Genomic DNA, 25,800 nt, shown 5'->3' with positions numbered 1-25,800 from the left:
CTCCACGACAGAAAGTATTCTATCGTGGAGCAGAAGCCCCTCTGTCCCTCGACAGACGACAACCCGTCAAGATCGAAATAGAGAACAGAAATCGAGAAAGTCCCTCATCAAGCCAATCCATCTGAAACAAAAACAGTTAGAACTTATCATCGAGACAATCCACTAAGGAAGCCAAAAAAATCTCACCTCGAACCCTTCACTTTTCTAAACGGATTGACTTGACATTTCAGAAATAATAAATATCTTTCCGATGTTGAAAAAGAGAAGCACAATGATGAATAAGAATTTTAAGAATAGATTTGACACGAATAATAAAAACCTACAATACAAGAAGCAAATTGTAGATTATTACATTCACAACGGCCCTGACACCCTCACCGTCCTATCTAAAGTCTTGGACATCAGCGTACCCACAGCGAGCAAGTTTGTCTCCGAACTGTGTGACACCAAGATACTCACCAACTACGGCAAGCTCGAGACTGCGGGAGGCAGACATCCGTATCTCTATGGGCTGGATCCCACCGAATGCTTCTTCGTGGGTGTGGACTTCACTCCCGGCAAGATGCACTGCGCTGTGATGAACCTCCGAGGCGAACGTGTCTACGAACAAATGAACATCCCATTCGACTTTGCCAACACTCAAGCTTGTTTGGATCAGATCGGCAAGGAGGTAAGCAGATTTGTCGACAACTGTCCACAAGGAAGACAAGGCATCGTCAGTATAGGCATCAACATCTTCGGACGCCTCAACCCCGCGACAGGATACAGTTACACGTACTTCAACTTCAGCGAAATCCCATTGGGCAAGACCCTCAGCCAAGAGATCGGCATCCCCACCTATATCGACAACGACTCCAGGGCTTGTGCCTATGGAGAGTACATGACCCACTTCCTGCACCATGGCAAGAATATGTTGTTTGTCAATGTCGCTTGGGGGCTTGGTCTCGGGATCATCCTTGACGGACACCCATACAATGGGAAGTCGGGGTTTTCGGGAGAGTTCGGGCACATACACATCTACGACAACGAAGTCCTCTGCCACTGTGGCAAGAAGGGGTGTATACAGACCGAAGCTTCAGGGCTCGCACTCCATCGTAAGTTCATCGAAAAAATCAATAAGGGTGGTAACTCCACACTACTGGAGAAGTACGACTTGTCCAAAGGCCCTCTCGAAGAACAAATCACCCTCGATGATCTCATAGAAGCGACTCAGCAGGAGGACATCCTCTGCATAGAGATCCTCGAAGATGTGGGCGAACAGCTTGGAAAACAGATTGCAGGGCTCATCAACCTCTTCAACCCCGATATCGTCGTCGTCGGCGGTGCTCTCTCCAAGACGGGGGATCATCTCATGCACCCACTTCGCAGCTCGATCCGTAAGTACTCACTGAATATGGTGAATCAGGATACCGCCCTCAAGATATCATACCTTCAAAGCTATGCCGGTGTGATGGGGGCTTGTATGCTTGCACGGAAAAAAGCCATCGAAGACCTTACGGCATAGGCTCGAGATCAAGGAAGAAAGAGCCCGGAGCAACTCATGTGTGTTCCCAAAAGGGACGGCTCTCGGGACAAGCATTCCCTAAGGCAGTACTTGCAACGAGAATAAGAAGGGAGCAGTGACAACAATGAAAACTTTGTCACTGCTCCCTTTACAATATGATATGCACTAGTTGATCCTAAAGCCTTAAAACCACACAACAAAAAGGACTCGATGCATCAAAAGATACATCGAGTGCAGATACAATGTGTATCTATGAGTGCCGAACGTCTTTAGATAGAAGCCCCCCCAGACTGAAGGGGCATTGGCATATAAGACAGACACAAGCCTATTCAGCGAACGGTCTTAACTCCGTACAAATAAGTGTACAGACAGCCTACGAAGAGAGCTCCACCGATGATATTACCGATGGTTGAGGGGATGAGATTGTCCCATACAAAACTCCACCAACTGACGTCTGCACCATACAAGATACCTGTGGGGATATAAAACATATTCGCAATAGAGTGCTCAAATCCGATGGCCACAAACGCCATCACCGGCCACCAAATGCCGACAAGTCGACCGAGCATACTCTTGGACGAGAAGCCAAGCCATACAGCGAGACAGACCATCCAGTTGGCCCCCACCCCTCTGAACATCACCTCCATCCAGTCGAGGGAGGTCTTGTACTCAGCCACCTTGGTGATGTAGGCGGTGTAAGCTTCCGGCTTCATGATACCTGCCTGATACACCAAGAAATAGTCAAACAGGAAAGCACCGACAAAGTTGGCGATGAAGACCACGCCCCAGTTCTTCACAAAGTAGGAGAGCGGTATCTGCCTCTTGATTGTGGCAGGCATAAGGTAAGCCGTATTGCCTGTAAAGAGTTCGGCACCAACAAGGACAACAAGCATCAAGCCCACAGGAAAGGCAGCCCCTGCGAGCAACTTCGGTAGGGAGGGATTTCCCACAGACCATTCACCAAAGCCCGCAGCAAAGAGCGAAGAGAGCAAGCCCCCCATGCTGATATATACCCCTGCAAGGCAACCGAGGACAAAGATCTTTGTCCAAGGAGTTTTGTACTTCTTTTGTCCAAGAAGAATGACATTATCTATAGTTTCGTTGGGCGTATTCATATCGGATGATTTATCACATTAACACTTTCGAGCGACAAAAGTAATGAGAATAAATCTAACAAGCACACGATATAAAATAAATATCCCTAAAAAGTAAGCATTCCCGACTCAAGTACTCCAAAATCAAGTCCTACGGACACGTAAAACGACAGTCCCAAACACCACATAAACATTCACTCTCTCACCCTAACGCCGATCCTCACGACACATCCTAAAAGTCTAAACCAAAAAGGAATAATACCATCACCAAGGCAAGAGAGACGATACTACGAAAAGGCTCATGCGCCCTTCAAGCAGCTTGCTTGAAGGGCGCATGAGCCGTATATATCGAGTATGAGATAAGTCTATGACTTCTTACTGCACATCTCTCTTGTGCACCCTGCTACCGAAGAGGGCGTAGTAGAGGAGATAGAGTTCACCGACAGCAACGATGAGCCAGGTGTACTCCCAGCTACCGAATGAGTCTGCAAGTGCACCTTGTACCAATGGCAGGACAGCACCACCGAAGACACCCATCATGAGCAGGCCTGTGCCCTTTGAGGTATAGCGTCCGAGTCCTTCGATGGCAAGAGAGAAGATCGCAGGCCACATGATCGAGTGGAAGAGACCGACTCCGACGAGGAACCAGGGGTTGCTCGTCCCTACTGCAATAAGGACAAGGATCGCAGCTCCGGCAGAAGCAACCGTAAGCTGAACCTGGCCACTGATCTTGCTGAAGATACTTCCGAAGACACGACCGATGAGGAGACCAAGCCAGTAGAGCATGGTCATATTGGCAGCCTTATCGAAGAGGATACCGTTGTCCATGGCAAAGAGATTGAGGTTGGCTCCGATACAGACCTCTACACCGACATAAGTGAAGATCGCCACGACGCCGAGGACAAGGTGGCGGAAACTGAAGATGCTGTCCGGAAGGACTTCTCCGACCTTTTTCTCCGTACTTGCAATGCTTGGGAGGTTGGTTCCTTTCAAGAAGAAGACGATCAAAAGGACAAGGATCATCAAACAGAGTATGGGGATATAGAGCGAACTGATATTGATGTCAAGACCACTCTTACCGGAGAAGATGACATAAGCCACAAAGAGGGGTGCGAGGGTATTCATCAATGAGTTCCCTGCCCCTGCAATGCTTTGACGCTGCACGCCGGATGTCCCCTTGACGTCACAAGCGACAAGGTAAGGATTGACGACCACTTGGAGATAAGTGAGTGCAGTACCTGCCACAAATGCAGCAAGGAGGAAGACCCAATAAGCGTAAGGGATCACGATCTCGGGAAGATACTTCAGAGAAGAGTATTCGCCGGTCTTGGTGAACATGACCTCAAAGTTGCCGGTCTCTGCGGCTTTGGCGATCATCGCTTGTAGCGACTCACCCCTAAGAGCCAAGATCCCCTTTGCCTCGTCGATATGCGCCTCAAACTTCGGATAGTCAAACGTATCGAAGACATACGCAGACAGTTGATAGAGACCGAACGATACGATCAAGATGATGAGACCGAAGATGAGAGACTTCTTGTACCCATTACGCTCGACATAGCGTGAGGTGAGAGGCCCCATGACAAGATAAGCGGAGAAGAACGAGAAGGTCAGCAGTGTCGTCAACGTATTGGTATACTGCCCACCGAGGAGGAGATACGCCGCCTGCATGGGCACCTGAAACTGTTGGTTGAGACTGGTGATGAGCCCGATCAAGGACATGAGGACCACCATGATGATGAATGGTCCGAGATAAGATTGTTGTTGGTGTTGATTAACAGACATTGTTTGATATATGTATTAAACTTATTGATCTTGGACTAATGGGTCAGAAGACGAAGAGGACATAAGCCTTGCCCGAGAATATCTGCTCGGCGGACTTACCGAAGGTCTCGGAGCGTGCGTTGTTGAAGAAGTCGCCCAGACCTTGATAATACGTCACCTTGGCACCGAAGACCATCTTGCGCCATTCGTACTCCGCACCGAGACCACCCCCGAGTCCCCAAGCAAACTTTTGTTCGACTTCCTTATTGTGATGGATGATGATCAAACCCTCGGCATTACCGGCATCGATATTTGTGATCTTCTTATCTCCCATGAAGTACCCGAACTGAGGTCCGACACCGACCGTGAACCTAAATGGCCCGGCATCGGTCGAATAGTGGGTAAGCACAGGCACTTGTATATAGTTCATTTCGCGTTCGTAATAGACATCGGGCTTATCGTCGATACGATCCTTCCACCCTCTGCGAGAATAGTCCACCTCGACCCAAATACCCCAGATACCGAAGTAATCGTCAAGGTCTGCCCTGAAGACCAAACCGGAGTCAAAGCCGCGCTTCATGGTTTGTGGGATGGAGGGCACAAAGATAACGTTCGAGAGGTTGATCCCTCCGATGGCACCCAGCATGACTTTCGGCTTGAAGCGTTGCACCTGAGCATGAGCGACAGGGACACTCAGAAACAGCCCCAACAGGGCAAGAAGCACTTTGGTATAAAGCCTATTCATAGGACAGATCACCTCCCTTCTACCGTGCCGTCGGAGTTGTACTGCACGAAGATCACACCGTGGTTGTTGAACCTTCGAGTATTCTTCTCATCCGCCATGAAGTCGAACTGCGACTGTAATCCGCTCTCCTGAGCAGTGCCATGAGCTTCCTCGGGTCTCTTGAAGAGGAAGTACCTGCCGGTATCATACCCCAAGACACTATACTTCGGATAGGTATTGCCTATGCTGTGACTGAACCACGTGACAAACTCACGCTGAAATGCCTTGTAGGCCGAGGCCTTGGTATCGGCATAGAACGGAGTGTAGAACGTAGCACCGACCTTGGACAACTGTGGCACGATGGCATAATAGGTCTGCCATTCGGGGTATCCGAATGCCGTCACATTATTGACTGCCAAGCTGTCCATGGCATGAGTGATCGGAGCCAACACCCCTGTGGCTGCGACGAGAGAACCCGATGTGGGGATCATCACGGTGCGAGAGTAGTTCTGCGAAAGGCGTTGGACATCGCTCTTTGTGAGCATCATCGCCCCGATGTTGAGCTCTTCATAGGAGATCCCCCCACGATTCATGTGCGACTTGAGCGTAGAGATGAATGCCCCTTTGTGATTGGTCATCTCATCGCTTCTGACGATACAGACATGATCGCCCTGATGCTCCCTCACAAACCGTGCCGCTGCCACCTCATGCATGACATCATGAGGTGTGTTGACCTGAAAGACATTGACATTCTTGACATCGACGAGGGGATAGTTTTTCGAAGTGAAAGGGATGATATATGCAGCACCCTTGAGCTCTGCTGCTGAGGCAAGGAGCTTGATCGACTCGTCGGATACCCCTCCGATGATGTAATCCACAGAAGTGAGTTTGTCGATCTCGTTCATAGTAGTGCGCATATTGGCAGGTGAGCAGTCGTAGACATACAGATCGACACTATTGCCGGCCTCCTGAGTCTCCTTGAGAGCCAAGAGGAAGCCCTCATAATAGTCGGAGAAGCGGTTGCCACTATCGGTGCTGAACGGTAGGGCAAGGACGATCTTCAATGCAGGCATCGTGGGTACGACGGGCGTAAAGATCCCTCTGAAAGGGTCTTTACCCTTGTCCGGCGTGGGCAGATGAGGGGCGATGCTATCCACTTGGATCTCCTGAGGGATGAGGATCGTCATCCCGGCACGGAGCCCGTGCTTGACCTGCGGGTTGTAATACAACAACTGCTCTTCGCTCCACCCCGTGATCTTACAGAGGTTATAGATGGTCTGCCCCGAAGGCACCACATACGGCTTGAGCCCCTTTGTGGGCACCGGAAGGGTAGACTCGGGCACAGAGTGTGCGATGCGCTCGCTCCTTACCGGCTCGACAGGCTTTTGAGGTCGACTCTCCTCAGCCTTGATGGCCCTCTTCTCTTCCTTAACGGGTTGTTCCCTCTGTGTTTCCTGCTTGGTCTTGTTTACCTTCGTCCCTTTCTCAGGGATGAGGATGATCATCCCGGGAGAGATTTTGTCTCTGGAGAGGTTCGAATTGACCGACAATATATCATCCAAGGAGACATTGTACTTCCTCGCAATCGACGAAAGGGTCTCACCCCTCTCCACTGCATGATAAAGGACTCGTCCGTCCTGTGCCATAGTCCTGACAACGGAGGTCAAGGATGATGATGGACATGCCATGCCACGAGCCTTACCGAATGAGCCCAAAGGGAGCACCGGCACAAGCATCATGAGCGTCAAAATATGTGCTAATCTATTCATATCAAAATCCTAATCTATCTGGCAAAAATACAGATAATCTACGAAAGAGACACATCTCTAACACTTCAATATCCAAGGACAGGAGATTTAACAGAGCAAAAACAGTCCCTATGCTCCGCCACGGGGGAACTTCAAGGACAGCAAAAAGCAATCATCACACATGCCATAACACGCTGATCCCGCTCCATCCATGAGACATAGAGCCGGACAGCAAGATCCGAAAAGAGCGTTACTGCAATCCTTGGATGACCTGCTCGATCAAATAGATGAGCCCATTGACAATGTTGAGCGAATATACAGGCTCCATACGCTTGGTGAGAGGGTTGTAGACATAGTCGACACCGACACTGACGGGGCCATAGCCGGGGATGTTGTAGCCGATCCCTCCACCGACACCCATGCTCCAAAAGCCGGGCTGAGGAGTCCACCCGAAGTAAGGGGCATTGGATTGGCTTGTAAATCCCTTGCCATAAACAAAAACACCTTGATCGGCAGTGTACTTGAAGGTCATCCCGCTATACAGCGACTGATAACCATAACCACGTGTGGGAGGCAAATGAATAAGATTGACACCCCCATACAGCCCAAACTCCCAATTGTCGCTCGGATTGTAGCCGGCATAGACACGGGGATTAAGGTAGCGAGTGCCCATAAATCCACCCACCGAGACCCCAGCCCCGAGGCTCAAGGACTTATTGGCATCGTACCTCAAGCCTCCATAAAGGTCATATTGCTTGTGTGCATGAAATGTAGAGGGAAGACTTGTATAACCAATCATACCGGAAAGCTCAAGCGACAACTTTTTATCCAACTTGTAATCTGCTTGAAGCCCTCGTTGTATCGAATACAACATACCATTGTACCACTGAGACTGACTGTTCATGCCCTCATAGGAACTTCCGGACAAGGTGAGTCGTCGCCGTGGGGCATCCACCCTCATGGCGCCCTTGGACAACCCGATGGCATCTGCACCCATGGGAGAGTTTGAATCGAAGCCATTACGAGACAACTCAAACTTATGAAGAGACATCCCCTTGGGAAGATCCAAAGATGAAGGGCGAGCCATCTCGGGCACAAGCACCGGTCTATGCTTCGAAAGGCTGTCGATCCTCAACTCCGGCAAGACCTCCTGCGCCAAGACCCCTCCACCCCAAGGAAAAGTCACCAACACGAGGAGAGCAACAAAAAGTCTCAAAAGTATCTGCATAACTATAGAATGTATAACAAAGCTCAGCGCAAAGATAAAAAATAATATCTCTCGTCCCTCTTCTCCCCATGGCACGAAAAAAGGTTGTACGATTCGATGCAACAAGTCAAACGACTTTTTTCATCAAGTCATAGAACTTGATTTGAAGGTTCGGACGTCTTTGCCCGATGAGTCCCAAAAGCCCGAAGCACACCAAAGTATAGAGTTCGCCTTGCGATTGCCCGACGACCACTCTCTTTCGGCCAACTGAGTATCTTATATCCCGAGGCAAAAAGCATGCTACCCTTGATAAAAACACCCACAAATACCGACCATCATACCTACCGGCAAGAAGAGCTGACAGAAAGGCACGACACATCACACCATACCATATAACACTCTCACCCAAATGCAAAATAAAAAACCTCTACTTGTTCCCTGTGAGAACAAGTAGAGGTTATGACAACAAATTGGCACTCGACCAACGCACGATGTCACGGCACTCAGGATCAGTACCGGCACGTCACCCAAAATCCCATCGACATGATCCATGGCGACTTGTGGCAAAGGCCGAGCAACCTTCGTGGCTTTTTAGCTCTTGACAAGAGAAGATCCGCAATCATCTTGAGCACCGGGGTACCCAATAACGGCGGATAGAGATCAAGCGTCTCTGTTGGAACGCTTGTTGATGAGGATGTGTGCCACAAAGCCAAGGACGACAAGGAGTAGCCCGACACCCACCATGACGTTGGACTGCGCAGTACCGATGATACCTCTATATATCAAGATGGCTGCTCCGATCAAAAGTGTAATGATACCGATGTGTTTCATACTATATCTTTATTGTATTGTTTAGTTATTCCTTCTCTTGACAGGGAATGAATCATCACATCCCTTAACAATTATACAAATAAACTAATTATAATCGAGAAGTAAAAGGGAATCCGTGTCGATTTACCATTCTTCTGTCATAAAAGTTTATCCATCAGTGACTCGGCTGGGACTCAAACCCAGGACCTTCGGAACCGGAATCCGATGCTCTATTCGACTAAGCTACCGAGCCGTAAACCTCTCAGGCTGGGCAAAGATAACAATTTTTCAAGACAAAATCCGATGCTCTTCGACGTATCGGTGCATAAAGTCGAGGGCTGCTTCGCGCTCATTGGGGATGACACCGTCGAGGATGGCATTCTTGATCGCCTCTTTGATGTCTCCCACCACACGAGATGGGGGGAGGTTGTAGGTCGCCATGATCTCTTCGCCGGAGACGGGAGGCTGGAAGTTGCGGATCCTGTCCTTCTCTTCGATCTCCACAAGCTTCTCACGCACGATCTTGAAGTTGGCGATACACTTGGCGATCTTGACAGGGTTTTTGCTTGTCATATCAGCCTCGCAGAGGAGCATGAGGTCGTCGATGTCTTCCCCGGCCTCAAAGAGGAGTCGTCTCACGGCAGAATCGGTCACCCCTTCCTCGGAGAGTTGTGCAGGGCGCATATGGAGATTGACGAGCTTCTGGACATACTTGAGACGATCGTCAAGGGGCAACTTGAGACGCTTAAATATCTTCGGCAACATCTTACCACCCACATAGTTATGATTGTAGAATGTCCAGCCTATACCCTTTTCGTACCTCTTGGTGACGGGCTTGGCAATGTCGTGAAAGAGTGCAGCGAGACGGAGGTAGAGATTGTCAGAGCGTTCGGAGAGTTGGTCGACGACGATGAGAGTGTGGTGAAAGTTGTCTTTGTGGCCAATACCTTCTCGTGTCTCTGCCCCTTTGAGGGCGACGATCTCAGGACATATCTCTTCCATGAGACCGCATTCGTCCATCAGCTGAAGACCGATCGATGGCCTGGGACTCTCCATGATCTTGACAAACTCGACCATGATCCTCTCGCGACTGACGATGGAGATGCGAGATGCGTTGAGGCGGATGGATTCCTTGATATACTGAGGGATGGTGAAGTCGAGCTGAGAAGCGAACCTTACGGCTCTCATCATACGCAAAGGGTCATCCGAGAAGGTCGTATCGGGATCCAATGGTGTCTGGATCACACGGTTCTCGATATCTCTGATGCCGTCGAATGGGTCTATGACACGTCCGAGATCATTCTTATTGATGGAGATGGAGAGTGCGTTGATGGTGAAGTCTCTGCGCCTCTGGTCGTCTTCGAATGTCCCATCTTCGACGATGGGCTTACGACTGTCGGCTCGATAGCTTTCTTTGCGTGCGCCGACAAACTCAAGCTCTAAGTCTCTGAACTTGACTTGTGCCGTGCCAAAGCTCTTGAACACGGAGAGGTGAGCCTCTCGCCTGCCGAGACGGTTGGCGACCTCCGTGGCAAGAGCTATGCCACTCTTGTCTGTGACTATATCCAGATCACAAGAGGGGCGTTGCATGATGATGTCTCTCACAAATCCCCCTATGACATACACCTCTTGACCGAGAGCCTCTGCACTCTCAGCGAGCAGGTCGAGCAGCTCTTTGCCCAGGCGGTGGATAAGTTCTTTGAGTATTTCGTCCTTACTATTTATCATCTTTATTTTTCTTGGACTCTGAAGGGGCTTTTACGTTGATTTTCTGTGCCACAATATACTCAGGTCTTCTCTTGACTTCGTCAAATATCACACCTATGTATCTGCTGACAAGTCCGATCGTGATCAGCTGAACCCCTCCAAAGAATATAACTATCGTAACTATCGATGTCCAACCGGTCTCGGGATGTGTAAAGCCCAAAAACTTCCCAAACACGATCCACAAGCCCAACAAAAGCCCGATGATGACCGAAGCAAAACCGAGTCCGCTGGCGACCTTGAGAGGCCTGTATGAAAAGTAAAGGATGGCATCGAAGGCGAGCTTGAGCATCTTGCGCAAGCCGTACTTGGTCTTCCCTGCGGCTCTCTCATGCCTGTGATAGTAGTATGGGACCTGATTGTATCCCATCCAACTGATGAGCCCTCGGATGTACTTATTGTGTTCGGGCAGGGCATTGAACTCCTCGATGACCTTGCGATCCATGATCCTGAAGTCTCCCGTATCGACCGGGAAAGGTGTTTCGCTGAGATAGTTGAGCAGACGGTAAAATATCTTTGCGGTACACTTCTTGAACCAAGTCTCGTCCCTTCGCTCTTGTCGTACACCGTAAACGACATTGGCATTCTGATCCTTGAGATAATGCCACATCTCCGGTATGGCTTCGGGAGGATCCTGAAGGTCGGCATCGATGACGACGACATAATCACTGACGGCATGATTGATCCCGGCTGTCACTGCGGACTGATGTCCGAAGTTGCGTGAGAAGTGGATCACCTGCACACGCTCCTGCTCTCGGGCAAAGCGATTGAGGATCATAGCTGTACCGTCCTTGCTACCGTCGTTGACAAAGAGAAATGACACTTCGAGCTCGGGGATCATCGGTAAGATGCCCAAAAGACGTTGGAAAGTGGTCTCCAACACATCTTCCTCGTTGTAGCAAGGGATTATGATGGTGAGGCTCTCTTTCATCTTTATTTTTCGGTTCTGAGGGAAGAGTTACTTACGCTTGAACGTGATAAACTTGTTCATCACGAAGTTGGCGATGTTGAAGATGACCATCGCTATGATCTGCTGTGCATAACCATCGATATCGGAGTTGTTTTTGAGCCACAACAGGAAGCCAAACTGTATGGCATAGCAGAAGAGGAAGACGGCGACAAAAGTTGCAAACTTTCGCCAATTGTACGCGCTCTTGAAAGTGTACTTGCTATTCCACACGAAGCTGTTGACGACTCCGGCAGCATAGCCAAGCACGTTGGATAGCTCGGGGGACATCCCGGCCATCTTCAAGCATACCCATATCACCACAGCGGTAATCAAAGTATTCGAAACCCCGACTATGCCATAACTGGCGAGCTGTCGAAAGAGTTCATACTTCGATCCCGAAGTCTGCGTATTTCCCTTTGTTCGATCCATCTTTATATCTCTGCTCAGGCGAAGGTCTGTTGAATGCTCCGCCCAACTACGCAAAAGTATAAAAAGTTTGGCAAACCTCTTTAAGGTTATGCCCGATACTGCGATCGAAACTGCGTTTTTTCTTCCGATTTATCTTCCGCACGAGGTCGGAGGATTGCCTTTATCATCGCCCTTCCCCGGCTTGATGTCACAACCCGAACAGCCGGCACAAGGGCTGCCGGCATCATTCTTTTTGAACATCCGCACGGCTCCTCGCACGAGAAGGACGAAGACAACAGCAATGATAAGATATACAATGATTTCTTGCAACATAGTCTTAAAAGAACATTCGTCCCAACAATACACAGCCGTACGACAGCAACCATCCGATGGCCAGAGAGTAGAACACCGAGAAGAATGCCCACTTCGCAGAGCCGGACTCCCTACCGATGGCCACGATCGTCGCAATACAAGGGAAGTAGATCAGGACAAAGATCATAAACGCCAATGCCGTGATCGGATCGTAAGCCGGCGAACCATCAGGTCTCTTTGCCGTCTGGAGCTTCTCGGTCAATAAGACCTCGTTGCTGTCATCCCCCACATAGAGCACACCCATCGTACTCACGACGATTTCCTTGGCTGCCGCACCCGTAAGGAGAGCGACACTCATGCGCCAGTCAAAGCCAAGCGGCTCAAAGACAGGCTCTATCGCATGACCGATCTTCCCGATATAAGAGTGCTCCTGCTGAAGCATGCTCTCTCGTTGCTCTTCACTCAAACCTTCGAAGTACTCGACCTCAGAGACGGCATGATCTTTTGCAAAGTTCGCCACCTCCTGTGTCTCGGTGCCTCCCTCATAGCGTGGGAAATAGCCCAGTGCCCACACTGCTATCGAAGCCACGAGGATCACGGTACCCATCTTGTTGAGGTACTGCTTGGCACGTGTCCACATATGAAGCAAGACACTCATCGTCGTGGGGATACGATAGGGGGGCAGCTCCATCACGAACGGAGTATCTTCTCGCGTGAAGAAAAACTTCTTGAGCAGCAACGCGCTAAGCACGGCCACAATAATACCGAGGAAGTACATCCCGAAGAGCACCGTCCCTGCCGATTGGGGGAAGAACGCCCCTGCCAAGAGCAAGTACACCGGCAGACGAGCACTACAACTCATGAACGGCAGGATGAGCATCGTCACCATGCGGTTATTACGACTTTCGATCGTTCGAGTCGCCATGACCGCAGGGACATTGCACCCGAAGCCCATCACAAGGGGGATGAACGACTTCCCGTGCAAACCTATCAAGTGCATCAGCCTATCCATGATGAATGCCGCACGAGCCATATATCCGGTGTCCTCCATGATCGACATGAAGAGATAGAGGATGACGATGTTCGGCAAGAAGACGATGACCCCTCCGACCCCTCCGATGACCCCATCGATGAGCAGATCCTTGAGCATGCCATCGGGCATCCAGGTACCGACGAGATTGCCGAGCCACTCGACACCGGCCTCGATCCAGTCCATCGGATACTGCCCGAGCGTAAAGGTCGCTTGGAACATGATATACATCAACGCGATGAAGATCGGGAATCCCCATATCTTGTGTGTCAGGATGTGGTCTATCTTCCTGTTTTTGTCCACGATGTCGGAGAAGTCCGCCTTGAGCGTCTCATTGAGCGCACCACTGACGAAGCCATAGCGAGTGTCGGTGATCACCGTCTGCATGTCCTTCTCATACTTCGCCTCATACCCCTGACGGAGGTATCGAGCCCTCGTCAAGAGGTAGCCCCCTTTATTCATCTCCTTCTCCACCTGATGAGACAAGGCCTCATCATCTTCAAGGAGCTTGATGGCCACATAACGGCTACGGATACGACGAAGCGAGTCACTCATATCCGTCGAGTAAGCATCGATCTCGCCCTTGAGTTGGACGATCGCATCCTCCACATCCTCTCTGTATCTCACGTCGACGATACGACGAGTCTCCGATCTCTTCTCATGGAGCTCGATGACCTGAGTGAAGAGTTCTTTCAGCCCACGGCCTGTACGCCCGACGGTGGGACAAAGAGGGACACCCAGAAGTTGAGTCAACTTAGGCAAGTCAAGCTCGCTACTGCTCTTCTCAAACTCATCAAACATATTCAACGCCACCACCATCGGCAACCCCGTCTCTATCAGCTGAGTCGTCATGTATAGGTTGCGCTCGAGGTTGGAGGTATCCACCACATTGATGAGGACATCAGGCTGCTCCTCACCAGACATGAAGTCAGAGATATACCTCTCTTCGAGACTGTAAGACGACAACGAATAAGTACCGGGTAGATCCACCAGGTCAAAGGTATAGCCCCCCTGTCGGTACTGAGCCGTCTTTGCCTCGACAGTCACGCCGCTGTAATTTCCCACATGTTCGTTGGCACCACTGGCGGCATTGAAGAGGGAGGTCTTGCCACAGTTTGGGTTCCCCACGAAAGCCACCTTGATACGCTTGGGGTCCTTCACCGGCTTATCGACGGCAAGGCGGACTCTATCCTCCGATGCCTCGAAGGGCACAGCCTCAGGGACACGCACCTCGTTGGGTGAGATGAGCTCGACCTCTATGGTCTCTGCCTCCTGACGTCTCAGGGAGACATCATAGTTGAGGATCCGGTACTGCACAGGATCTTGCATGGGAGCACTCTTCACGACGAGGATCTCCTTCCCTCTGAGGAAGCCCATCTCCAAGATACGCTTCCGAAACGCTCCCTGCGCATGGTGTCGGACGATGATCGCTCTATCGCCCGTATGTAGTTCTGACAATCTCATAAACAAATATTTTGTGGTCTATAATTCACACTCTAAAACCAATCCCACGGAGATACAACATCCCCATGATAACGAGTGTTCAAAAATACGATACTTTGGACAATCCCGACATACCTAAAAGTAGGGATATTCGATCAAAAAAACTCCTTTATCGAAGAAAGAAATGCAGTCCGTAACCAACCATATATTTAATGTATTATGGAGCATAAAAAAAGATCCTTGAACTTGTCATCACGATTCATACGACTTTCGAAATCGAGTCCTACCGATCATCATCGAGCCTCCTACGACTTCTTTGTGTCGGGATAAGACCACCCAGCCTTGCAAGCCCCCCCAGAATACATACTGTCGTCCGCAAGAACACATTCCGACACGGCACAGAATGAATTCTGTCGTGCACCGAGACAGACCTTTCGGAGGACTCATGACTTGGAGCTCGGCAAGCCTTATGAAGACAGCATGGACGGATATTTTTCGTACCTTTGGATAACGATAAACAATAACCACTTGATACATAATCTAAAAACTAATATAAAATACTGAGACATGAAGACCTTACAAAAACAAATAGCGGAAAAACTATTGGAAGTAAAGGCCGTAAGACTCCAACCCAACAACCCTTTCACATGGGCTTCGGGCTGGAAGTCACCGATCTATTGTGACAATAGGAAGACCCTCTCCTATCCTGCCGTACGCACCTACATCAAGTTGCAGCTCGCCAGAGTGATCAGTGAAACTTTCCCCGAAGTCGAAGCCATCGCCGGTGTGGCAACGGGGGCCATCGCCCAAGGTGCATTGGTATCTGACCTACTCGGCCTGCCATTTGCCTACATCCGTGCCACTCCCAAGGATCATGGGCTCGAAAATCTCATCGAGGGTGAGCTCCGCCCGGGAGCAAAAGTCGTCGTCGTCGAAGACCTGATCTCTACGGGAGGTAGCAGTCTCAAAGCTGTCGAAGCCCTTCGCCGTTTCGGATGTGAAGTCGTCGGGATGGTGGCGATCTACACTCATCAGTTCCCTCAAGCAACCGTCGCCTTTGAGGATGCCAACGTACGCCTTGTAACGCTCAGCAACTACGACGCCGTCATCGAAGAAGCCCTTCGCACAAACTATGTCAGCGAGGAGGATCTCGAAGCCCTCAGAGAGTGGCGCAAGTCTCCCGACACTTGGAGACAAGAGTAACAACAAAACATTTGGATCACAATGGAAGTCATCAACAGCAGATCATTTACACTCAAAAAAGACATACAGACCGTCTTCGGAATCGCATCCAAACCGAGTGTCCTATCGGGGCTCTTGGCAAAAGTGGGCGACAAGCTCCCTCTGAAGGATGTGTCACTATCGGACGACAGCTTCGGATTTGATGCTCCCATGGTGGGGCAGATCAAGTTTGTACGTTCGGCAGACTCCACGCCCAACCTCATACGCTACAAAGCGGAGAGCGCAGCAGTCCCCTTAGGCTTCCTCATCCACATGAAAGAGGCCGGGGAGCACACAGATATGCAACTCAGTGTGGAGGCCGACATCCCTTCGTTTCTCAAAGGGATGGTCATGAGCAAACTCTCTCCGGGTCTTGAAAAAGCTGCTGATATGCTCGAAAAAATCGATTTCGACAGACTCAAACTCTGAGCAAGAGTTTTTGCATCCTCTTACACTTGACACCTTTATGAATACTATAATGAAGAGCCTCCGTAGTCTCGTGACAGCTTCGGGGCTCTTCTTTTTTGTCTCTTGTGGCTCTTCGCCCGAACCTCACCCTCTTCCCGAAGCTCCGGCACGCCTGACATTGGATCTTTCGGGCGAGGCCTATGTGCTGAGGACTCCATTGGGAACATTGGAGGTCCGATCGCCTCGCACCATGGACGAACGAGTAGGAGTGGGAGGCATTGTCATCGTCCATGGCATACCCCAAGGGGGCTCTTCGGGGTACTATGCCTATGATATGGCTTGCCCCATCGAAGCCCCGGAGCTATCCGTAATCGAGCCTTACAAGGGCAACGAGCATGAAGGGTTGATCCTCTACCGTTGTCCCTCGTGTGGTGAGGTGTACGAATTGGGACTTGGCATAGGCAATCCCATTCGAGGTCTCGGCCGTCACCCCTTGAGGCAATACACCGCCATACTCTCCGGGGAGCTACTGCACATATCAAACAGAAGATAAATCCCCATCCGGAGGCAGTCTTTATCCGAAGAGTTTTCTTGAAATCGAGCGTGAAGTCCTTCCCCAAAAGCAATTCGGAGAGCTCCTCCGCACCATTCATATCGAAAATACTATTATCTTTGCTCAAAGAGGGATACCTATCCCCATTAGTCAAGCCGGACCCAACTAACGATTGGTCGGGCGAGTGTTAATGAAAAAACAAACAGTATGAGAAAGCTAACTCTTTTGCTCGTGACAGCATTCCTGACTTTGAGTGCAACCTATGCCCAAGACGTATTTTCGAAAGGCAAATCAACCATCAATATTGGTGCATCGTTCTTTGGCGAACTGGATAAGGGTAATGTATGGAAAGTGAGAACACCCAATCTGGCTGTCGCTTATGACCTCTCCGTCGCAGATAAACTCTTTGGAGAATATGGCAGCATCGGTGTGGGAGCATACATTTCCAATGTAGGATACAAGTCAGATGCCATGGGCAACTTCGGCTTCACGACCGTCGGAGCACGCGGTACACTGCATTTTGAATTTGTAAAAAACCTTGACCTCTACATTGGAGGGATGGCGGGCTACGCGATAAGAAGTGGAGAAGCCGAAAAGCTCGACCCGGTGAACATCAAGTCAAAATTTGCCTGGGTAGGATTTGGAGGTGTACGCTATATGTTCACCAACTTCCTTGGTATTTATGCTGAAGGGGGGTATGGTGAGTACATGCTCAACGGAGGCTTGACCCTAAGGTTCTAAAGTCCCTTTGTTGCGACATGACATAAGAAAGTGGTCGCACAAGGCAATAAATAAACTATACAATAAAGCGAGGCACAAATCTATTCCATGTTTAGGGATGATTTGTGCCTCGCTTTGATTTACAACTCAAAAACTTTACAACTGTATGAAAAGACTATTCACTGCCATCCTTGCTCTGACAATGGGATTCGGAACTCTCAGTGCACAAGAGGTATTTAAGAAGAACGATGTGGCGATGAACATGGGTATAGGATTCAACAATACTCTGACTATGAACTTCAACACCGTTGTACCACCGGTGTCCGTATCTGTCGAATATGGCATAGTGGACAACCCCTTCAACGAAGACAACGGCAGTATCGGTATCGGTGGCTACTTGGGCTATACCTCCTATGGAATCAAAAACAACAGCTTGACTGCAAACTACACCATACTCGGAGCACGTGGTTCGTACCACTACCAGTTCGTCCCCAAGCTTGACACTTATGCCGGTCTTCTTTTGGGGTTGGCTTTCAGAAGCGGAGATCTCATCGACAACACCAATACAAGCAACACAAGGTTGGCTTATGGTATATTCGTCGGTGGACGATATATGTTCCACGAGAATATCGGAGCATTTGCAGAAGTTGGCTGGGGCGTATCGGCAATCAACCTAGGGCTATCATTGAAATTCTGAGCCTCTCAAGACTACTCCCCTCAAGAAGAATAACAGAAAAAGCATCAGAATAAAGAGAAAGGTCAGACAATTCGGAGCAGAAGACACAACAAACAAGTGTGCCTCAAGGGTGAAGATTTAGATTTATCTCATCCTTGAGGCACTTCTTTTTCAGATACTCCATGCGAGTATTATAATAACAACAACACACCTCATGAGATGTAACCCACACAAAAGAACAAATTCACACTTTTTCACACCGAAAACACTAATACCCAAATATCAAGCACAAACAAATATTGATAGCAATTCAGACCCGAATATGTTAAAATCAAACCCTAAAACGAAATATCCATTAAAAAAAGTTGCTTTATTGAGAGATTAAGCGTTTATTTGCATGAGGGTATGTTCTGGAACGTAGCCCAAAAACGCAAAACAGGAACAGTCAAACTTAAAATTAAATTAACTTAACATAGCAATAAATTAACTCAACAGAAATACTTTAACATCTCGCTAAAGATCAACCAAAATCAGAAATCAACACAAACTCATTAGAGAAATATTAATCTAAAAAGCCCGTTTTTATGAAAAGAATTACATTACTTTTTGCTTTCCTTGTGATGAGCATGGGTATGGCACTAGCACAGTCTCAGGTCGAGGTATCTGGTACTGTCATCTCTGCCGAGGATAACCAGCCCATCATAGGAGCTACCGTTAGAGGTAAGACATCAAAGAAGGGTGACCGCACCAACATTGATGGTAAATTCAAATTCACAGTCCCTGCCAACGAAAAGATCATCATCATCTCTTTCGTGGGTATGAAAACTCGTGAAGTCGCGGTAGGAAAAAACCTTAAGATTGTTCTCCAACCGGATGCTACCAGTCTTGATGAAGTTGTTGCGATTGCTTATGGTACTGCCAAAAAGCAGTCTTTGGTGGGAGCACAGTCCAACGTATCTGCAAAGCAACTTGAGAGACGCCCAGTATCTAATGTCACGAATGCTCTTGCAGCGGCAGCACCAGGGGTACAGGTTACAACCTCTAGTGGACAGCCCGGCTCTGGTGCAAAAATTATGATTCGAGGATTTGGTTCTATGAAAGAAGAATCTTCGGCACCATTATTTGTCGTGGATGGAGCGATATACAACGGCAATATTAGTGATTTGCCAGCATCAGACATTCAGAGCCTAAGTATCTTGAAGGACGCTTCTTCTACAGCATTATATGGATCCAGTGCAGGTAACGGTGTCGTTCTGATTACCACTAAGAGTGGTTCTCGTGCAACAAAAGGGAAACCTAACTTTACTTTTACGACAAGTGTTGGCGGAAGCCGTCGAGGAGAAGATCGTTATGAAATCGTAAATGCTATGCAGCACTATCCTCTACGTTGGCAACAGTGGTTTAACCAGTACAAATATGAGGAAAAACGTTCAGATGAAGAAGCAGCATACAAGGCTAACAATGATGTGTATACAGATTTGGTATACAATCCTTACAAGGGGATATCGTCTTATGTTGCTTATGATGAAGCTCAAAAAAAATGGATCAAAACTAACGATGCCAATATTGCAGGAGCATCACCTCTTTTTGTTATGCCTGACGGCACACTGAATCCGGAAGTCACAGGTCTTCTTTGGGGGGATGACACAGATTGGGAAAAAGAGCTCTTTAGGACAGGCTTGCGTCAAGAATATACATTGAGTGGAGGTCTTAATACTGAGAAAATGAAGAGCTTCATGTCATTAAGCTATCTTGGAGAAGATGGTTACAAAAAATTCACTCATCTCAATCGTCTGTCGGCTCGTATCAATGTCTCTTATGATGTCAACAATTGGTTTACGGTAGGGACGAATACCAGTGTCGTTCATACAGATACAGAAAGCCCCAAAACCCTTAGAGGAGCAGCATCCAATCCTTTCAGCTTTATGAATTTCGTTGCTCCCATCTATCCTATTCATCAACACGATGAAAATGGGGCCTATATATTGGATGGGAATGGCAATAAGAAAGAGGATTATAGTTCATTCAGACCGTATTCAAAGAATTTCAACCCAGTTTTGGAGCAAAAGTTAGACAAGAGGTATGGCTCTCGTGATGCGATAACAAATAGAACATTTGCTGAACTCAAACTTTATGATGGATTGAAATTCCGCACCAATTTAGGCTATGACATCAGTCGTTATACCTCAAAACAGCGCTACAACAATGTTATGGGTGATCAACCTCAAGGGATGCTAACCATCGAAAATGAGAGACAATCAACGATAACCTTGAACCAGCTACTCGAATATGATAAGACATTCGATAAGCACCATATTAATATTCTTGCAGGGCATGAAAGCTATCAATACCTTGTTCAGGCTCTAACTGGACGTAAAGATCAAATGTATCTTCTTGGTATGGATGAGATGTCCAATCTCTCTAACATGAATGACATTACATCATACACTGACAATTATCGTAAAGAAGGCTATTTTAGTCGTATCTCTTATGATTATGGCAATCTATATAATGCATCGTTCTCTTTCCGTAGAGATGGGACATCTAGATTTGCCCCTCAAAGCAGATGGGGTAACTTTTGGTCGGTAGGTGCTGGTTGGCAACTATCTAATCATGAGTTCATGTCAGGGACTCGTTCTTGGTTAGACTATTTTAAACTGAGAGCATCTATTGGTCAGACAGGGAATGATGCAGTAGGCACCTATTACGCATATCAGACCCTATTTTCTCTCGGAAGTAATAACAACAAAGATTTAGGACTGCGCGTCTCTAATCTTGGCAATCTTGATCTTCGTTGGGAGAAACAGACAGCATTCGACTTAGCATTCGAGTTCGGGCTCTTTAACCGCTTGACCGGTACTATTGAGTTGTTCAATAAAGAGTCTGACGACCTCCTATTTAGCTTCTCACTTCCAATATCCACAGGAGTTGGCTCTATTGACAAAAACTTGGGTAAGGTTCGGAACTATGGATTGGAAATGGACTTCAGGTTACAGCTCTTGAATGCAAAGGATTTCTCTTGGGATTTGAAATTCAATGGAACTGTGCTTAAGAATGTCATTGTACGTCTGCCTGAGGAAAACCGAAAAGATGGGATTGAAAAAGACTTTCATAAATACATGGAGAATGTTAGCCGCTACGAATTCTATCTGAACGAGTACATCGGGGTTGACCCTATAGATGGTAAGGCAATATACAGAATAGATGCTGAAAAGTATCCTGAGCAAGCAAATCCTGATAATAAGGCATTCGTCGGAATGGAAAAGGAAGGTGAGCGTGCAACATGGACCAAAGATGGTCGTTTCGTCAAGAAACACTTCTGTGGTAATTCAATTCCAGCAATATATGGTGGTATCGGGACAGAGGCGACATACAAAGGGCTTGAATTTGCAATTCTCTTCTCTTATCAACTCGGTGGTAAAGCCTATGATAGAAGCTATCAAAGTCTCATGGGCAGATCATTACAAAATGGGAATGCGGCTCATATTGATATGTTAAATGCATGGAAGACCCCAGGGGATAAAGACCAAATGCCAAGCAAATCTGACATTCCTCGTTTGGATGCCTCATCCACAGTATATGACAATTTGTCTTCTGACAGATTCTTGATTTCTGCATCAGCATTGATGCTGAGAAATGTCAGCTTGAGTTACAATCTTCCAGAAGCTTGGGTAAAGCCTCTCTCTGTTTCAAGTGCTAGGGTTGGCATTGTAGGCGAAAACCTATTTATGCTCTCACATAGAAAAGGTCTTAACCCAATGACCGGTTTTGGAGGAGTCTCAGAAACCTCCGCATTTGGCTATGCCAAGACCATCACGGCTAACCTAACCATAAACTTTTAAGTCATTTTAATTAGCTATGAAAAAAATATTAGTTTCGCTCATAAGTCTCTCCATGTTAGTGGGAATCACAGGTTGCAAGAAAGACTTCTTGGAGACAGCTCCTTCGACATCCTTGTCAGATGCTACTCTAAAAGAATCCGCAAAAGGTATTGATGGAATATTGAACGGCATCCATAATATGTTCTATATGTACTATTTTGGACAACGTTTTGGAGATGGATCTGCGAGTCTGAATGTACATATGGACTTTCTTTCGAACAGTTCTGTAAATTCGATTGCCTCTTTGGGAATGGGAACACACCGATGGATAGATCACCGAGATCCCAAGGGAATTATTAACTTTAGAGTTTGGGATTACTACTATACTATAATTCAACATACCAATACGGTTTTACAGATGACTGAAGGTGGCAATGGCATTGCTCCTGAAGACTTGAATCGTATGAGAGGTCAGTGTCATGTAATCAGAGCTTTTTGCTACAACAATCTCGTACAATGCTTTGGTAAAAGATTTGTCAGGGGAGGAGAGAACAATACTCCTGGTGTTGTTTTGCGCTTGAAACCAACTATTGAGCCAATGCCTAGATCAACTGTCGCAGAGTGTTTTGAGCAGATCAACAAGGATATTGAAGAGGGTCTCAATGAAATGAAGAATGCAAAACTTACTGGCGCACGTAACAGCATTTCATTAGGCACAGCTTATGGCATAGCAGCAAGAATCGCCCTAACTCAACAAGACTACGCAAAAGCTGAAGAGATGGCACAAAAAGCCATTGAAGTAAGCACTACAGCAGGGATCAGACTGCAAGTAGGCTCAGAGTTGCTTGATGGATTCAACAACTACCAAGCTTCTGAATGGATGTGGGGTTATCACCAAGCAGAAGACCAAAACAGATACTTCGCAGGTTTCGGAGCCCATTTTTCATACAATTTTATCGGTGGCTGGAATGATTCTTTCTTCTTTGCGATCAATCGCTCGTTCTATGACAAGATGGGAGCTAATGATATCCGTCGAAAATGGTTTGTAGCGGAGGATCAAGGAGATGAAATACCCGCAGATGCAGACCCAGGATACTTCAATGACAAAAAATGGGAACGTACCGGACAATGTATAAAGTTCCGTGTATTGAATCCTAAACGTTCTGATATAGATCAGGTCATGATGCGTCTTGGAGAAATGTACTACATCAAGGCTGAGGCTCAAGCTCAACAAGGTAAGCTTGCGGAGGCTGGTACAACTCTAAACACTGTAATGATAACTCGTGATCCTAATTATACAGTTGAGAGCACCTTAGACAAGGATGCATTAATCAAGGAAATTATGCGTAACAAACGTATCGATTTGTACTGGGAGGGTGGTGCCTTTTATGATATGAAGCGCTTGGGAGAAGTCCCTGACCGGCTCTCTGCAGGGAACGATAAATATATGACCTCTGACAGAGCTGATGACTTCCGCAAACGCAACTCAGGAACAAATGTAAAGGGATTGCCTAAAACAGCTGATACAAAGGAGTGGGAGTTCGCTATACCTTATGATGAAATTGTTGGTAACAAGCTCTGTGAACAGAATCCCCTATAAGTCGTATACGAGTATTTAGGAACGCATTTATTCAACATACATTATTCAAGAGGTCTGTGCCAAAATCTGATTTTGACACAGACCTCTTGAATAATGTATGTTCGACGTAAGAAAAACAGTAGTAGGTCAAGTATCAAGAAGCGAGACTCCCCCATACTAGCTAGTCGCCCCTTAAAAAGCATTTACAAGTAAGCAGTCATTCATCGATGGTCTCTCGCTTAGCTTTTCGCTTATTATTTTGAGCAGGTGCAAAAGAGCCTTCATGCCTCTTTTGAAGTTGTAAGCAGCGGCTGCCAATAGTATGCTCACAGCATCCCCAGCCAATCCCTTGTAAAAGATGCGGCCTAAACGATGATCTGATTTCAAGTGTCCAATGGTAGGTTCGATGCCCGCTCGCTTGCAGAATAGTTTGTGTTTCTTGCGTTTCTGATACCTGCTATCTGAGGGCTTGGGAACATCGATACTGTCCTAAAAAAGTGTGTAAGCCCCATTAGTCCTTAACTTTGAGGTAAGAAAAAAATAAACCTAAGAACAATGGAGCTTACAACAACACAAAAGTCGGCATTTATTTCTGAAATGCTATCATCAGAGGCGGGTATTAACGAACTTATCCGTGTACTATTGGACACCTTCTCGAAGCAAGAACGTGCTCTCTTTGTCGAAGAGCATGAGGGTGAACAGTGCAATGGCTTCCGTCCTCGTCGATGGCGAGGCTACGGCTGTAGCTTTGAATTACGGATTCCTCGAACACGTTCGGGCAATTTCCAACCCCTGATTTTGGGAATCCTTTCCGGCCAAGAGAGCGAACGAGCCTTGTTGTTTCACGAGCTTTATACCCGAGGGCTTTCGTGCGAAGACATTGGTTCGGTGTGCGAACGGATCTACGGCTATCACTATAGCAAGCAGCAAGTCAGTTTTCTCACCAACACGAGTAAAGAGGAGATCTACAAGTGGTTGGAACGCCAACTGTCGCCCCACTATTTGGCCGTGTACATCGATGCTACCTTTGCCTACACACGGCGGGAGGATCGTGTGGCTCAGGAAGCCTATTACACGATGTTGGGGTTGCTTCCTGACGGTAGTCGGGAGGTGCTTTGTGTGGTGAATCATCCCACGGAAGGAGCGTTGAATTGGGAGGCAGAGTTGAAAGCCCTCAAAACACGTGGAGTCGAACGTATAGACCTGATCATCTCAGATGCTTTACAGGGGATTGAACGAGCCATCGCCTCGGCTTTCCCCCAGGCAGCTCATCAGTTATGTGTTGTTCATTTCAAACGACAAGCACTTAACGCCGTGTCAAAGAGGGATAAAACTCAGATGAAGCAGGAGGTGGATGACTTATTCCCTGTTCCGGATACAGGTCTTACTCCCATAAAGGCATTTGAGAAATTATGTACATTTGCAGAGCGTTGGGGGAAAAGCTACCGGAGCCTGCTCTCCTTTTCGGCATCTCGCAATATAAACTACTTCACTTACCTGATGTTCCCGGAGGGTGTTCGTCGTATGATTTACTCGACGAATTGGGTGGAGCGTCTCAATCGGAGCTATAAGCGTACGCTGCGTATGCGTGGGGCTCTACCCTCGGCAGATGCCGTTGTCTTTCTCTTGGGCTCTGTAGCCCGAGAAATGACCGAAAAGACTTACGCAAGGAGGTTACCCTATTTCCAAGAGTGGAGCACCAAATAAATGAGTAATGAGTAATAACAGGAAAAACTCAAAGTTTTTTTCCCTGGGGCATGCCCCAGGGAAAAAGGGAGAACTAACCTTACACACTTTTTCGGACACTACCAATAATTTCGCCACTTTTTCAATTATAATACCAACAATATTAGGCAGTTAATGAAGTTGGTGAGATAGATTTATTCATCGTTTTCTTACGTCGAACTGACGTAAGGTAACATTTTCTTCCTTAGCTCTGCGTCCTTTTCCTTATAATCTACAAAATGTTTAGGACAACATTGCGCAAGATCAAGAGAAAAACTAAACTTTAAGTCCCCGCTTCAAGTATTCTTCAGCCTATTGCCCTAATTTTGTACTTGATACTTGA

At 47.6% G+C, this 25,800-nt stretch carries 21 protein-coding genes, 1 tRNA gene and 1 pseudogene; 10 read left to right on the top strand and 13 right to left on the bottom strand.

The window, feature by feature from the left end; genetic code table 11:
* Positions 1-274: 274 nt before the first annotated feature.
* Complete coding sequence (locus EL262_RS09665; protein ID WP_025839217.1) at positions 275-1,504, top strand: ROK family protein; 1,230 nt, start codon at positions 275-277, stop codon at positions 1,502-1,504.
* A 329-nt stretch (positions 1,505-1,833) separates the two neighbouring features.
* On the opposite strand, the gene EL262_RS09660 is transcribed toward EL262_RS09665, so the two are convergent.
* The 5 genes from EL262_RS09660 to EL262_RS09640 form a co-directional block, all read right to left on the bottom strand.
* The gene (locus EL262_RS09660; protein ID WP_025839218.1) at positions 1,834-2,619 is read right to left on the bottom strand and encodes a formate/nitrite transporter family protein; all 786 of its coding nucleotides are present in this window, start codon (positions 2,617-2,619) and stop codon (positions 1,834-1,836) included.
* 354 nt (positions 2,620-2,973) lie between these two features.
* Positions 2,974-4,380, bottom strand: a complete 1,407-nt coding sequence (locus EL262_RS09655; RefSeq protein ID WP_036848546.1) for an MFS transporter — start codon at positions 4,378-4,380, stop codon at positions 2,974-2,976.
* A 43-nt stretch (positions 4,381-4,423) separates the two neighbouring features.
* Positions 4,424-5,104, bottom strand: a complete 681-nt coding sequence (locus EL262_RS09650) for a porin family protein (RefSeq protein ID WP_025839219.1) — start codon at positions 5,102-5,104, stop codon at positions 4,424-4,426.
* 8 nt (positions 5,105-5,112) lie between these two features.
* On the bottom strand, positions 5,113-6,852 hold the full coding sequence (locus EL262_RS09645; protein WP_078735940.1) for a LysM peptidoglycan-binding domain-containing protein: 1,740 nt from the start codon (positions 6,850-6,852) through the stop codon (positions 5,113-5,115).
* Between the two features lie 229 nt (positions 6,853-7,081).
* Positions 7,082-8,059 carry a hypothetical protein gene (locus EL262_RS09640; RefSeq protein WP_025839224.1) on the bottom strand — a complete coding sequence of 326 codons (978 nt, stop codon included), beginning with the start codon at positions 8,057-8,059 and terminating at the stop codon, positions 7,082-7,084.
* A 438-nt stretch (positions 8,060-8,497) separates the two neighbouring features.
* Between EL262_RS09640 and EL262_RS09635 the strand changes: the two genes are divergently transcribed.
* Positions 8,498-8,695 carry a hypothetical protein gene (locus tag EL262_RS09635; protein ID WP_126464427.1) on the top strand — a complete coding sequence of 66 codons (198 nt, stop codon included), beginning with the start codon at positions 8,498-8,500 and terminating at the stop codon, positions 8,693-8,695.
* A 3-nt stretch (positions 8,696-8,698) separates the two neighbouring features.
* Here the strand turns inward: EL262_RS09635 and EL262_RS10085 are convergent, their stop codons facing one another.
* From EL262_RS10085 to feoB, 7 genes are all read right to left on the bottom strand, one after another.
* Complete coding sequence (locus EL262_RS10085; protein WP_156105907.1) at positions 8,699-8,869, bottom strand: hypothetical protein; 171 nt, start codon at positions 8,867-8,869, stop codon at positions 8,699-8,701.
* A gap of 158 nt (positions 8,870-9,027) precedes the next feature.
* Positions 9,028-9,101, bottom strand: a tRNA-Arg gene (locus EL262_RS09630).
* A gap of 35 nt (positions 9,102-9,136) precedes the next feature.
* Positions 9,137-10,576 carry a CCA tRNA nucleotidyltransferase gene (locus EL262_RS09625; RefSeq protein WP_078735941.1) on the bottom strand — a complete coding sequence of 480 codons (1,440 nt, stop codon included), beginning with the start codon at positions 10,574-10,576 and terminating at the stop codon, positions 9,137-9,139.
* The gene (locus EL262_RS09620; RefSeq protein WP_036848535.1) at positions 10,566-11,543 is read right to left on the bottom strand and encodes a glycosyltransferase family 2 protein; all 978 of its coding nucleotides are present in this window, start codon (positions 11,541-11,543) and stop codon (positions 10,566-10,568) included. Before EL262_RS09620 ends, EL262_RS09625 begins: the two co-directional genes overlap by 11 nt.
* A 27-nt stretch (positions 11,544-11,570) precedes the next feature.
* Entirely contained in the window at positions 11,571-11,990 is a 420-nt protein-coding gene (locus EL262_RS09615) for a GtrA family protein (protein WP_025839226.1), read from the bottom strand.
* A 129-nt stretch (positions 11,991-12,119) separates the two neighbouring features.
* Complete coding sequence (locus EL262_RS09610; protein WP_025839228.1) at positions 12,120-12,302, bottom strand: FeoB-associated Cys-rich membrane protein; 183 nt, start codon at positions 12,300-12,302, stop codon at positions 12,120-12,122.
* Between the two features lie 4 nt (positions 12,303-12,306).
* A complete protein-coding gene (gene feoB / locus EL262_RS09605) occupies positions 12,307-14,775 on the bottom strand; it encodes a ferrous iron transport protein B (protein ID WP_078735942.1) in 2,469 nt (822 codons plus the stop codon).
* A gap of 546 nt (positions 14,776-15,321) precedes the next feature.
* Here feoB and pyrE point away from each other — a divergent pair.
* The 7 genes from pyrE to EL262_RS09570 all read left to right on the top strand — a co-directional run bounded on the left by pyrE (position 15,322) and on the right by EL262_RS09570 (position 23,753).
* Positions 15,322-15,957, top strand: a complete 636-nt coding sequence (gene pyrE / locus EL262_RS09600; RefSeq protein ID WP_025839230.1) for an orotate phosphoribosyltransferase — start codon at positions 15,322-15,324, stop codon at positions 15,955-15,957.
* A 21-nt stretch (positions 15,958-15,978) separates the two neighbouring features.
* Positions 15,979-16,404 carry a hypothetical protein gene (locus tag EL262_RS09595; RefSeq protein WP_025839232.1) on the top strand — a complete coding sequence of 142 codons (426 nt, stop codon included), beginning with the start codon at positions 15,979-15,981 and terminating at the stop codon, positions 16,402-16,404.
* Between the two features lie 37 nt (positions 16,405-16,441).
* On the top strand, positions 16,442-16,936 hold the full coding sequence (locus EL262_RS09590) for a hypothetical protein (RefSeq protein ID WP_126464426.1): 495 nt from the start codon (positions 16,442-16,444) through the stop codon (positions 16,934-16,936).
* A gap of 207 nt (positions 16,937-17,143) precedes the next feature.
* Positions 17,144-17,677 carry a hypothetical protein gene (locus EL262_RS09585; RefSeq protein ID WP_025839236.1) on the top strand — a complete coding sequence of 178 codons (534 nt, stop codon included), beginning with the start codon at positions 17,144-17,146 and terminating at the stop codon, positions 17,675-17,677.
* Between the two features lie 145 nt (positions 17,678-17,822).
* Positions 17,823-18,353 (top strand): hypothetical protein, encoded by a 531-nt coding sequence (locus tag EL262_RS09580; RefSeq protein WP_025839238.1) that lies wholly within the window; start codon positions 17,823-17,825, stop codon positions 18,351-18,353.
* A gap of 563 nt (positions 18,354-18,916) precedes the next feature.
* On the top strand, positions 18,917-22,174 hold the full coding sequence (locus EL262_RS09575; RefSeq protein ID WP_025839240.1) for a SusC/RagA family TonB-linked outer membrane protein: 3,258 nt from the start codon (positions 18,917-18,919) through the stop codon (positions 22,172-22,174).
* 16 nt (positions 22,175-22,190) lie between these two features.
* Entirely contained in the window at positions 22,191-23,753 is a 1,563-nt protein-coding gene (locus EL262_RS09570) for a RagB/SusD family nutrient uptake outer membrane protein (RefSeq protein WP_025839242.1), read from the top strand.
* A gap of 171 nt (positions 23,754-23,924) precedes the next feature.
* On the opposite strand, the pseudogene EL262_RS09565 reads toward EL262_RS09570, so the two are convergent.
* A pseudogene (locus EL262_RS09565) lies at positions 23,925-24,212 on the bottom strand (transposase); the annotation flags it as partial.
* 75 nt (positions 24,213-24,287) lie between these two features.
* On the opposite strand from EL262_RS09565, the gene EL262_RS09560 reads away from it, so the two are divergent.
* The gene (locus EL262_RS09560; RefSeq protein WP_126464425.1) at positions 24,288-25,439 is read left to right on the top strand and encodes an IS256 family transposase; all 1,152 of its coding nucleotides are present in this window, start codon (positions 24,288-24,290) and stop codon (positions 25,437-25,439) included.
* Positions 25,440-25,800: the final 361 nt, after the last annotated feature.

Source organism: Porphyromonas cangingivalis (assembly GCF_900638305.1).
GTDB classification, from domain to species: Bacteria; Bacteroidota; Bacteroidia; order Bacteroidales; family Porphyromonadaceae; genus Porphyromonas_A; species Porphyromonas_A cangingivalis.
This window is presented reverse-complemented; position numbering and strand designations above follow the sequence as displayed.

Excerpts from the sequence above, each read along its gene's own strand:
- EL262_RS09665 (WP_025839217.1), top strand. The coding sequence starts at position 275 with ATGAATAAGAATTTTAAGAATAGATTTGACACGAATAATAAAAACCTA.
- EL262_RS09660 (WP_025839218.1), bottom strand. The coding sequence starts at position 2,619 with ATGAATACGCCCAACGAAACTATAGATAATGTCATTCTTCTTGGACAA.
- EL262_RS09655 (WP_036848546.1), bottom strand. The coding sequence starts at position 4,380 with ATGTCTGTTAATCAACACCAACAACAATCTTATCTCGGACCATTCATC.
- EL262_RS09650 (WP_025839219.1), bottom strand. The coding sequence starts at position 5,104 with ATGAATAGGCTTTATACCAAAGTGCTTCTTGCCCTGTTGGGGCTGTTT.
- EL262_RS09645 (WP_078735940.1), bottom strand. The coding sequence starts at position 6,852 with ATGAATAGATTAGCACATATTTTGACGCTCATGATGCTTGTGCCGGTG.
- EL262_RS09640 (WP_025839224.1), bottom strand. The coding sequence starts at position 8,059 with ATGCAGATACTTTTGAGACTTTTTGTTGCTCTCCTCGTGTTGGTGACT.
- EL262_RS09635 (WP_126464427.1), top strand. The coding sequence starts at position 8,498 with ATGACAACAAATTGGCACTCGACCAACGCACGATGTCACGGCACTCAG.
- EL262_RS10085 (WP_156105907.1), bottom strand. The coding sequence starts at position 8,869 with ATGAAACACATCGGTATCATTACACTTTTGATCGGAGCAGCCATCTTG.
- EL262_RS09625 (WP_078735941.1), bottom strand. The coding sequence starts at position 10,576 with ATGATAAATAGTAAGGACGAAATACTCAAAGAACTTATCCACCGCCTG.
- EL262_RS09620 (WP_036848535.1), bottom strand. The coding sequence starts at position 11,543 with ATGAAAGAGAGCCTCACCATCATAATCCCTTGCTACAACGAGGAAGAT.
- EL262_RS09615 (WP_025839226.1), bottom strand. The coding sequence starts at position 11,990 with ATGGATCGAACAAAGGGAAATACGCAGACTTCGGGATCGAAGTATGAA.
- EL262_RS09610 (WP_025839228.1), bottom strand. The coding sequence starts at position 12,302 with ATGTTGCAAGAAATCATTGTATATCTTATCATTGCTGTTGTCTTCGTC.
- feoB (WP_078735942.1), bottom strand. The coding sequence starts at position 14,775 with ATGAGATTGTCAGAACTACATACGGGCGATAGAGCGATCATCGTCCGA.
- pyrE (WP_025839230.1), top strand. The coding sequence starts at position 15,322 with ATGAAGACCTTACAAAAACAAATAGCGGAAAAACTATTGGAAGTAAAG.
- EL262_RS09595 (WP_025839232.1), top strand. The coding sequence starts at position 15,979 with ATGGAAGTCATCAACAGCAGATCATTTACACTCAAAAAAGACATACAG.
- EL262_RS09590 (WP_126464426.1), top strand. The coding sequence starts at position 16,442 with ATGAATACTATAATGAAGAGCCTCCGTAGTCTCGTGACAGCTTCGGGG.
- EL262_RS09585 (WP_025839236.1), top strand. The coding sequence starts at position 17,144 with ATGAGAAAGCTAACTCTTTTGCTCGTGACAGCATTCCTGACTTTGAGT.
- EL262_RS09580 (WP_025839238.1), top strand. The coding sequence starts at position 17,823 with ATGAAAAGACTATTCACTGCCATCCTTGCTCTGACAATGGGATTCGGA.
- EL262_RS09575 (WP_025839240.1), top strand. The coding sequence starts at position 18,917 with ATGAAAAGAATTACATTACTTTTTGCTTTCCTTGTGATGAGCATGGGT.
- EL262_RS09570 (WP_025839242.1), top strand. The coding sequence starts at position 22,191 with ATGAAAAAAATATTAGTTTCGCTCATAAGTCTCTCCATGTTAGTGGGA.
- EL262_RS09560 (WP_126464425.1), top strand. The coding sequence starts at position 24,288 with ATGGAGCTTACAACAACACAAAAGTCGGCATTTATTTCTGAAATGCTA.